Origin of the sequence: Streptomyces sp. NPDC127097, from assembly GCF_042724075.1 — a bacterium.
Taxonomy (GTDB): domain Bacteria; phylum Actinomycetota; class Actinomycetes; order Streptomycetales; family Streptomycetaceae; genus Streptomyces.
Genome location: NZ_JBHXFI010000039.1, coordinates 30,556 through 40,414 on the forward strand (window position 1 = coordinate 30,556; position 9,859 = coordinate 40,414).

Sequence of the window (9,859 nt, forward strand, 5' to 3'; positions counted from 1 at the left end):
CGTCAACCGGGCTTTCGTGACGGGGCTGTTATGGGTGGCGTACGCGTTTCACAGGCACCTACACGCTCACGCACCTACACGTCTCACCTCACCGCACGTCCGCGTCTCACAGCAGGGGCGGGGTGGCCGCCGCGCCCGAGGACTGGGCGGCTCGCTGTAGTGCGCTGGCGAGCAGGGCCAGATCCGTCGGGCCGTTGCCCAGCTCGCGCAGCGGGCGCCGGGCCGGCGGGTCGCCCATCCGCTGCCACTCCAGCGGGACGACCGTCGGCCGGAGGGTGGACGTACGGGGTATCCGGCCCGTGACGCGGCCCGCCTGGAATGGCGTCGAGGAGCCGTCCGCCGCGCGGTACAGCCGTCCGCGGCCCGTCGGTACCGGCTCGGACGGCTCGGGGGCGGCGCCCAACTGGACGCGCAGACCGGCCCGTTCGCTGGTCGCGGTCTCCGCCGTGCGGTCCGGGTGGCCGGTCGCGGCTATCAGGTGCACGCCGAGCGCCGCCCCGTCCCGCGCCACCGACTCCAGGGCGCGCACCACGGACCCGGCGGCCGGCCGGCCCGTGCTGCCCAGAGCAGGGGCGACCAGGGCGTCGAAGTCGTCGACCAGCACGAAGAGTCGGGGCATCGGTACGGCCGACTCGGGGGCGGGGCCATCGGTGGGGGCTCCGCCGGGGGTTCCGCTGCGGGGGCGGAGTCGTAGGGTGCCGGTCGTTGACGGGTCCGCCGGGGTGCCGCCTTCTTCCTCCTTGTTACGGCAACGATTACGGAGAGTGATTGGTTCCTGCTCTCCGTGACCCCCCTCGGTCGAGCGTCGCGGGGCCACGATGCGCGGCGCCGGCAGATGCTTGCTGCGCCACTCGGTGAACGGGGTGCCGGCGAGTATCTCCGCCCGGCGCTTCAGTTCCGAGGACAGCGCCTGGGCGAACTCCCGCATCCGGACCGGGTCCGAGGCGGCGAGATACGTCGTGACATGCGGCAGGTCCGTACACACCCGCAGCCCCTCGCCGCGCTCGCTGCCGCCGCCGTCAACCAGCACCATCGACAGCAGATCCGGCCGGTCGGCGGCGGCGAGCGAGGCGGCCAGCGAACGCAGCAGCTCCGTCTTGCCGGTGGCCGCCGCGCCCTCCAGGAGGAGGTGCGAGCCGTCGGCGGCGAGATCGGCGTACAGCGGGCCGTGCGGGCCGGCGCCGAGGACCGCGGCGGCGCCGGGACGGTCGGTGTCCAGGGCGGCGGCCCAACGGGCCATCAGGGACGCCGGGGTGGCGCGGGCCAGCCCCAACTCGTCCAGCAGCCGCGCCGAATCGGGCAGCGGGACGGCCACCCGCACCGCCGCACCGCCCCCGGCCGCTGTGGCCGTCCCGTCGGTCTCGCGCAGCGGCGCCAGCGCCCGGGCGAAGCGTTCGGCCCAGGCGCCGGAGACCGCGTCCACCGTCGCGACGGTGCCGTTGGGGCCCGAGCCCGGCTGGACGACGCGCAGCGCCGTGGCGACATCGCCGCTGAGCACCGCGACCGCCCCGCACTCCCCGAAGGCGGGCGACGCCGTCCGGGCCGCTTCGTACGTCGCCGCCAGCGGGAAGGCGGGGGAGGAGGCCGGGGTCTCGGCCAGGCACAGCAGGTGGATACCGGCCGCCGCCCCGGCCGCAGCGAGCCGGGCGGTGGTCTCGCGCAGTGCGGAGGTGCCGGGGTCGCCGTCCACGACCACGAGGGTGTACGGGCCCTGGTGGCGGGCCGCGGCGGCGGCGATCTCCGCCCGCTCGGCGTCGGCCCAGCCGGGGCCCAGGGGGCTGTCGTCGAGCCGGCGCACCAGCTCGGACGTGCGCGCCAGGGCCTGGTCCTGGTCGTACGCGAGCAGCAGCCGGCAGTCCTGGCCACGCTCCGGACGGACCTGCGGCAGCCAGCCGAGCCAGGACCAGTCCGCCACCCGCTCCTCGGCCGGGCGCGCCCGGTCCGCGCTGATCAGCACGATGTCGAGGGTGCCGGGGGAGTGCAGGGCGGCGAGCTGGGCGAGGGCGCAGCGGGCCAGTCCGGTCAGCCGCGCTCGTGGTCCGGCGAGGCCGAGGGAGCCCGCCCGGCGCAGCTCGACGGTGACCGGCAGCGCGGCCCGGCCGCCGCTGCGGGCGGCCGTCCCCAGCCGGACGGCCAGCGCGTCGGGGTGGTCCGGGCCGCGCTCCCAGAGCCGTGGCCCGGGGCCCAGCGCGGTGAGCAGGATCGCGGCGGCGTCCGGCCAGCGTTCCTCGGCGGCGGGCCCGGCGAGCGCCTCCGCGCCGGGGGCGGCGTCCAGGGTGTCCGCGCCGGTGGCCCCGGGGCCACCGGCAGGTTCGTACGCCAACGGGCGGCCCTCGTCCGGCCGCTCCACGGCGGGCCGGCCGCCGGCCAGCCGCCGCGCCCAGGCCCCGATACCGCCGCGCCGCCCGCCCTTACGGGAGCCTTCGTCGGCCGGTGCCAAAGACTGCTGCCCGCCGTGCGTCCGCTGCTGGCCGGTGGCAGGCCCGAAGCCGTCGGCCGGCTCCCGGACGCCGGGCCCCCAGCCGGCGGACGGGCTGCCGCCGTCGGTGGTGCGGTCGTAGACGTGGCCGGTGGAAGTGTCCGGCAACGGGGCGCCGGCCCGGCGGGAGCCGTCGGAGCCGGGGGCCGGGGCGTATGCGGCTCCGCCCGGGTTGCCGTATCCGGCCGGGGTGCCGCGCAGGGGCGTGTCCCGGCGGCCCGGGGTGTCCCGGTGGCCCGGGGCGATGTCCCGGCGGCCCGGTGCGGCCGGAGCCTGCGAGGCCGCGGCCGGTGGGTGTGCCGATCCGGCTGGTGGGTGTGCGGACCCGGATGGTGCGTATGCGGCTCCGCCCGGTGCCTGCACGGCTCCTGGTGTCTGCCCGGACCCGTCCGGCGCCTGCGCGGATCCCGCCCCCGTATACGCCCCGCCCACGGCCGCAGTGGCCCCGCGCGGACCAGCGGCCCCGTACTCCATCGCCTGGCCCGCCACGGCCGTGCCCGTGATTCCCGCGGTCTCCGCCGTGCCCGCGGCCCCCGGCGTGATCCGCAGATGCCCCTCACCATCCGGTGCGGTCGGCAGGGCGGCGTCCGGGGTGCCGGGGGCGGACTGGAGGCGCAGGGCGGATTCGCCGAGGCGGAGGAGGGCGCCGGGGGGCAGGGGGGCGGGGTGTTCGCCGAGGTCGGTGCCGTCCACGACGGTGCCGTTGGTGGAGCGGAGGTCGGCTACGGAGACCGAGCCGTCCGGTTCGACCGTCACGGTGCAGTGCAGCCGGGAGACATCGGGGTCGTCGAGGGGGACGTCGGCGTCGGCGGAGCGGCCGATGCGGATCTGGCCGCCGTGCAGCAGATGCACGCCGCCGGCGTCGGGCCCGGAGACGACGCGGAGCCGCGCGGAGCCGTGCGGCAGGCCGTGGGCCGGAGCGGGGCCGGGGCTCTGGACGGAGAGCACCGCGCCGTCGATCAGTGGGGGCTCGCCGAGGGCCGCGCGCTGTGGATCGAGGCGTTCGGATCCGGCATACAGGACGACGGGGCCGCTGCCGCCGCCCGCACCGCCGACATCCGCACCCGAGCCCGCCACGGAGGCGGCGAGCGAGCCGGCCACCGCCGCCAGCGCGGTCCCGGCAGGGGCCGTGACCAGCACATCGCAGGCCCGGGTGGTGTGGCCGCTGCGCGGCCCGAGGACGGTCAGCCGGATCTGCATCGCCGTCAACGGTCCCTTCTGCCAAGGTCTGGCAGGGGGCCCGCTGACTCCCCCCACCGCACCCGGGCACATCGGCACGTACAAGTCCCAAGTGCACGTCGCGACAAGGGCCGCGCGCCCCCACCGCATCGTGCTGGATGCATCCTCGCACCTGCCACTGACAACGCGCCCGCCGACCGCCGTTCAGTGATCTTGATTGGTCTTCTAAGGGCGAAAAAGTGCCTGCTTGCGCGCCGTGCCCGGCCGGATTTCGACCGCCGTGGTCAGCTCGGAAGGTCTCCGCACGGGCCACGCGCGGGCACCGTCCGCACCGTCCGGGGCGGCAGACGCCCTCCCGGGGGCAGCAGGCAACCATCCGTCCCGAACCCGCGTCTTTCCCACAAGCCCGCCCTGGGCCGCCGGACCGAAAAGCTTGTGCGACGGCACTACAGTGGGTCGGACGGGCCGCGCGGAGATGATCAGCTGACCCAGCGGGCCGGGCAAGGGATTCACCACGACCAGGGAGCGCATGACGTGCGGCCGGTAGGCAGCAAGTACCTGCTCGAGGAGCCGCTGGGACGCGGCGCCACGGGCACCGTCTGGCGTGCCCGCCAGCGGGAGACGGCGGGCGCCGAGGCCGCCGTGGCAGGAGAGCCCGGTGAGACCGTCGCGATCAAGGTCCTCAAGGAGGAGCTGGCGCACGACGCGGACGTGGTGATGCGCTTCCTGCGGGAGCGCTCCGTCCTGCTGCGGCTCACCCACCCGAACATCGTCCGCACCCGCGACCTGGTCGTCGAGGGCGATCTGCTCGCGCTGGTCATGGACCTGGTCGACGGCCCCGACCTGCACCGCTATCTGCGCGACAACGGGCCCTTCAGCCCGGTGGCCGCCGCGCTGCTCACCGCCCAGATCGCCGACGCGCTGGCGGCCAGCCACGCCGACGGTGTCGTCCACCGCGACCTCAAGCCCGCCAACGTCCTGCTGGCCGGCTCGGACGGCAGCAGCGAGATGCACCCGATGCTGACCGACTTCGGCATCGCCCGTCTCGCCGACTCCCCGGGCCTGACCCGCACCCACGAGTTCGTCGGCACGCCCGCCTATGTGGCGCCGGAGTCCGCCGAGGGCCGCCCGCAGACCTCCGCCGTGGACATCTACGGCGCCGGCATCCTGTTGTACGAGCTGGTCACCGGCCGTCCCCCGTTCGCCGGGTCAACCGCCCTGGAGGTGCTGCACCGGCACCTCAGCGAGGAGCCGCAGCGCCCCGGCACGCTGCCCGAGCCGTTGTGGACGGTCATCGAGCGCTGTCTGCGCAAGCGGCCCGAGGAGCGGCCCAGCGCCGAGAACCTCGCCCGGGCGCTGCGCACCGTCGCGGCCGGCATCGGGGTGCACGCCCGGCCCGCCGAGGCCGAGGCGGCGCTCGGGGTGGCCGCGCTGCTCGCCCCCGACCCGGCGCCCGCCACGGTGCCCGGGACGGGCGCCGACGGGCAGGCCGGCGGCGACGCCGACCCCACCCAGGTGCTGCCATCGGGCGCCGGTTCGTACGACCCGGCCGCGGCGACCAGCGTGCTGCCCTCCACGGGCGGTCCGGGTGGTCCGGGTGGTCCCGGTGCGCAGGGCGATCCGACGCGGGCGATGCCGCCGATGCCCATGGGCGCACCGGCCGGCGGGCCGCAGGAGCCGGACGGGCCCCACCCGTGGGAGTCCCAGCTGCGCGCCGCCCGCGACCGCAACGAGCAGACCCAGGTGCAGTACCTGGACCCCAGTGAGGACCCGCTGCGCCGCCGTCCGCAGCGGCAGGCCGCCCCGCAGCAGCCGCCGCAGCGCCCGCAGCAGCCCCAGTACCGGCAGCAGCCCGCTCCGGTGCCGTACGCCCAGCAGGCGCCGCAGCAGCAGCCGCCGGCCCCGCAGCGGCGCCGGGAGCCGCCGCCGCAGCGCTACGAGCCGCAGCGGCCGCCCGCGCCGGAGCCGAGGCCCCGGCGCGAGCCCCGTCAGCGCAGCGCCAACCCGATGAAGATCCCGGGCCTGGGCTGCCTCAAGGGCTGTCTGTTCACGCTGATACTCCTGTTCGTGGCGGCCTGGCTCATCTGGGAGCTGACCCCGCTCCAGGAGTGGATCGGCACGACCAGGGGCTTCTTCTCCCAGGTCGGGCACGTCTTCAACGAAGTGCAGCGGTTCGTCGAGAAAATCGGCCGCTGACCGCCCGCCGCCCGCGCGCTCCCCGGAGCCCGCGGGCGGCGCGCTGTCGTGGGCGGTGCCGGTCCGCGGAGGCGCCGTAAGACCCACCCAGTGGATTTGTCGACTTCCGGCGGAGAATTTCGCTCACAGAAGTGAAGGTTGCCACCGTCCGGGGCATTGAACCCCCTGGCATCCGCGTAGCTTTGACGCCAACCTCAGCCCCCGCAGGACGCTCGGGGGCCCGACACGTCGGAGCAGTCTTGGCACGGAAGATCGGCAGCCGGTACACCGCCCACCAGATCCTGGGGCGCGGCAGTGCCGGCACGGTATGGCTGGGCGAGGGTCCCGAAGGGGCCGTGGCCATCAAGCTGTTGCGTGAGGAGCTCGCGGCCGACCAGGAGCTCGTCGGCCGCTTCGTACAGGAGCGGGCGGCGCTGCTGGGCCTGGACCATCCCCATGTCGTCGGCGTCCGTGATCTCGTCGTCGACGGCAATGACCTGGCGCTGGTCATGGAGCTCGTACGGGGCACCGATCTGCGGACCCGTCTGGAGCGCGAACGCCGGCTGGCCCCGGAGGCCGCCGTCGCGATCGCCGCCGATGTGGCCGACGGGCTCGCCGCCGCGCACGCCGCCCGGATCGTGCACCGCGACGTCAAGCCCGAGAACGTCCTGCTGAACATGCAGGGCCCGCTCGGCCCCGGTGGCGCGCACCCCGCGCTGCTCACCGACTTCGGTATCGCCCGGCTCGTCGACTCCCCGCGCCGGACCAGGGCGACCAAGGTCATCGGCACCCCCGACTACCTCGCCCCGGAGATCATCGAGGGCCTGCCGCCGCGGGCCTCCGTGGACGTCTACGCGCTGGCGACCGTCCTGTACGAGCTGCTCGCCGGATTCACGCCCTTCGGGGGCGGTCACCCCGGCGCGGTGCTGCGCCGCCATGTGACCGAGAGCGTGGCGCCGCTGCCCGGTATCCCCGACGAGCTGTGGCAGCTGCTGCTCCAGTGCCTGGCCAAGGCGCCGGCCTCCCGGCTGCGTGCCCCGGAGCTCGCCGCCCGGCTGCGCGAGCTGCTGCCCGGTCTGGCGGGCATGCCGCCGCTGGACATCGACGAGCCGGACGACGACGACCCGGAGGGCGAGCAGGAGGGCGCCGGCGCCCGCGAGGAGGCGTACTACCCGTCGGCGGCGCCGGCCGAGGCCACCCCGCCGCGCGGCGCGGTCCCGTTGGTCCAGGGCGCGGTCCCCGACTCCAACCGGGAGACGCACACCAGCATGCGGGTCCCGGGCCCGGACGAGCTGGCGGGCGGCGCACACGGCACCGCGCGGGCCCCGCGCGCCGCCGGTGAGCGCCGGGCGGGCTCGGCCCGGCACCGTGCGGCGCCGGAGGCGGTGCGCCGCCGCCGGATCAAGCTGGGCGCGGCCGCCGCCGCGGCGCTCGTGGCGGCAGGTCTGGGCGGCTGGCTGGTCTCGGCCGACGACGAGCCGGACGGCGCCACACCGGGCGTCCACCAGTCGGAACCCGACACTCCGTAACGCTCCCCGGGCCCGTGGCGGCCGCGCCGGGCCCCGGCGGTGACCGGCGCGGTGACCGGCGTCCGGGCCGTCGTGGGCCCGGTGGCGGCGGCTCCGGGCGGGTCCGGCCTGCCGGGGCCGGGTCACGCTGACGGTGGCAGCCGTTAGGCTGGGTGCGTGGCAGTCGTCGATGTATCCGAAGAGCTGAAGTCCCTCTCCTCGACCATGGGGTCGATCGAGGCCGTCCTGGACCTCGACAAGATGAGGGCCGATGTCGCCGTGCTCGAGGAGCAGGCCGCGGCGCCGTCCCTGTGGGACGACCCGGAGAACGCACAGAAGATCACCAGCCGGCTGTCCTACCTCCAGGGCCAGCTGCGCAAGGCCGAGGACCTGCGCGGCCGGGTCGACGACCTCGAGGTGCTCTTCGAGCTCGCCGAGGCCGAGGGCGACGAGGACGCCCGGGCCGAGGCGGAGGACGAGCTGGCCGCCGTCCGCAAGGCGGTCGACGAGCTGGAGGTCCGCACCCTCCTGTCCGGCGAGTACGACTCCCGTGAGGCGGTCGTCAACATCCGCGCCGAGGCCGGTGGCGTCGACGCCGCCGACTTCGCCGAGAAGCTCCAGCGGATGTATCTGCGCTGGGCCGAGCGGCACGGCTACAAGACCGAGCTCTACGAGACCTCGTACGCGGAAGAGGCCGGCATCAAGTCGACCACCTTCGCCGTGCAGGTGCCGTACGCCTACGGCACGCTCTCCGTCGAGCAGGGCACGCACCGCCTGGTGCGCATCTCGCCGTTCGACAACCAGGGCCGCCGCCAGACGTCGTTCGCCGGCGTCGAGGTGCTGCCCGTCGTCGAGCAGACCGACCACATCGACATCGACGAGTCCGAGCTGCGGGTGGACGTCTACCGTTCGTCCGGCCCCGGCGGCCAGGGCGTCAACACCACCGACTCCGCGGTCCGGCTGACGCACATCCCCACCGGCATCGTCGTCTCCTGTCAGAACGAGCGCTCGCAGATCCAGAACAAGGCGACCGCGATGAACGTCCTCCAGGCCAAGCTCCTTGAGCGCCGCCGCCAGGAGGAGCAGGCCAAGATGGACGCGCTCAAGGGCGACGGCGGCAATTCCTGGGGCAACCAGATGCGTTCGTACGTCCTGCACCCGTACCAGATGGTCAAGGACCTGCGGACCGAGTTCGAGGTCGGCAACCCCACCGGTGTGCTGGACGGCGATATCGACGGCTTCCTGGAGGCCGGAATCCGCTGGCGGAAGCAGCAGGAAAAGTAAACGGGGCGCCCCCGTCCGAAGGTGAAACAACTGCCTCCCCTGGGGAGGTAGTTGTTTTTGCTGTGGGGGTTTGGTCACAGTCGTATGTCCATGTACCGCCCAACACTTGGTAATTCGGGCATCCGGCCTTTAATCGACCTTGACGATAGTCGCGGAACTGGGAAGGCTGAGCGCGGCATGCGTATGTCTGGGGCGCGTGCGGTAACGGGGATGGGGGCGGATCGCCCCACGGCGCGGAGCTGAAACTCGCGTACCCCGGCATCGGCTCGTCGCCCCGTACAGCGGTGCTCCAATGACGAGTTCAGCTACTGGGGGTAGCAGTACATGACGAAGAAGACGCGGCTGCGCGTAGCGCGCATTGCGGCCGGTGCGGTGATCGCGGCCGGTGCGTCGCTCACCGCCGCCGGCGCGGCTTCCGCGGCCAGCCCGGGTGAGACCCCGGGCCAGGACGGCGGGATCATCGGCGGCATCATCGGCGGGATCATCGGCGGCGGCGACTCCGGTGGCGACACCGGTGGCGACGAGACCACCGGCGGTACCGGCGGCGACGACAGCACCGGCGGCGAGATCGGTGGTGACGACTCCACCGGCGGTATCGGTGGCGACGACAGCACCGGCGGTATCGGTGGCGACGACAGCACCGGTGGCGACGACTCCACCGGCGGTATCGGTGGCGACGACTCCACCGGTGGCACCGGCAGCACGACCGGCGGTGACGACACCACCGGTGGTGACCAGTCCACCGGTGGCACCGGCAGCACGACCGGTGGCGACGACAGCACCGGTGGTGACCAGTCCACCGGCGGCACCGGCAGCACCACCGGCGGTAACCAGAACTCCGGCGGCACCGGCAACTCCGGCAGCACCGGCGACAGTGGCGCCTCCATCGGTGACACCGGCACCGGCCCGGACAACGAGGGCTCCAAGCCGATCGAGCAGCCCGGCCAGGGCAAGGAGCAGATCGCTGACACCCCCGGCCAGGCCAAGCAGCAGGCCAAGGGCGGCGAGCTGGCGGAGACCGGTTCCTCCGGCACCACCGTCCTGCTCATCGGTGCGGCCACGATGATCGCCGGCGGTGTGGGCTTCCGTATGCTGCCCCGCCTGATCAACAAGAACGGCGGCGGCGCCGCGGCGGCCTGATCGCCCGCACGTCACAGCTGGAGGGGCGCGGGCCCGGGCCGCGGGCCCGGCCCCCCCGGGGGGCCGGCGCCGCCGCCGCCCCCGAACCGCGCGG

5 protein-coding genes are annotated in these 9,859 nt (G+C 74.8%); 4 read left to right on the forward strand and 1 reads right to left on the reverse strand.

The features are described 5' to 3' along the window. Positions 1 to 106: 106 nt before the first annotated feature. The gene (locus ACFWJW_RS25875; RefSeq protein WP_387245944.1) at positions 107 to 3,679 is read right to left on the reverse strand and encodes an FtsK/SpoIIIE domain-containing protein; all 3,573 of its coding nucleotides are present in this window, start codon (positions 3,677 to 3,679) and stop codon (positions 107 to 109) included. A 513-nt stretch (positions 3,680 to 4,192) separates the two neighbouring features. On the opposite strand from ACFWJW_RS25875, the gene ACFWJW_RS25880 reads away from it, so the two are divergent. The 4 genes from ACFWJW_RS25880 to ACFWJW_RS25895 all read left to right on the forward strand — a co-directional run bounded on the left by ACFWJW_RS25880 (position 4,193) and on the right by ACFWJW_RS25895 (position 9,765). Then, on the forward strand, positions 4,193 to 5,854 hold the full coding sequence (locus tag ACFWJW_RS25880) for a protein kinase (protein ID WP_387245879.1): 1,662 nt from the start codon (positions 4,193 to 4,195) through the stop codon (positions 5,852 to 5,854). 239 nt (positions 5,855 to 6,093) lie between these two features. Beyond that, positions 6,094 to 7,362, forward strand: coding sequence for a serine/threonine-protein kinase (locus ACFWJW_RS25885; protein ID WP_387245881.1), 1,269 nt, complete (start codon positions 6,094 to 6,096; stop codon positions 7,360 to 7,362). Positions 7,363 to 7,518: 156 nt separating this feature from the next. Then, on the forward strand, positions 7,519 to 8,625 hold the full coding sequence (gene prfB / locus ACFWJW_RS25890) for a peptide chain release factor 2 (protein WP_387245883.1): 1,107 nt from the start codon (positions 7,519 to 7,521) through the stop codon (positions 8,623 to 8,625). Between the two features lie 324 nt (positions 8,626 to 8,949). Continuing rightward, positions 8,950 to 9,765, forward strand: a complete 816-nt coding sequence (locus ACFWJW_RS25895) for a hypothetical protein (RefSeq protein ID WP_387245885.1) — start codon at positions 8,950 to 8,952, stop codon at positions 9,763 to 9,765. Positions 9,766 to 9,859 lie beyond the last annotated feature (94 nt).

Coding starts and splice junctions, on each gene's coding strand:
- ACFWJW_RS25875 (WP_387245944.1), bottom strand. CDS start 3,679: ATGCAGATCCGGCTGACCGTCCTCGGGCCGCGCAGCGGCCACACCACC.
- ACFWJW_RS25895 (WP_387245885.1), top strand. CDS start 8,950: ATGACGAAGAAGACGCGGCTGCGCGTAGCGCGCATTGCGGCCGGTGCG.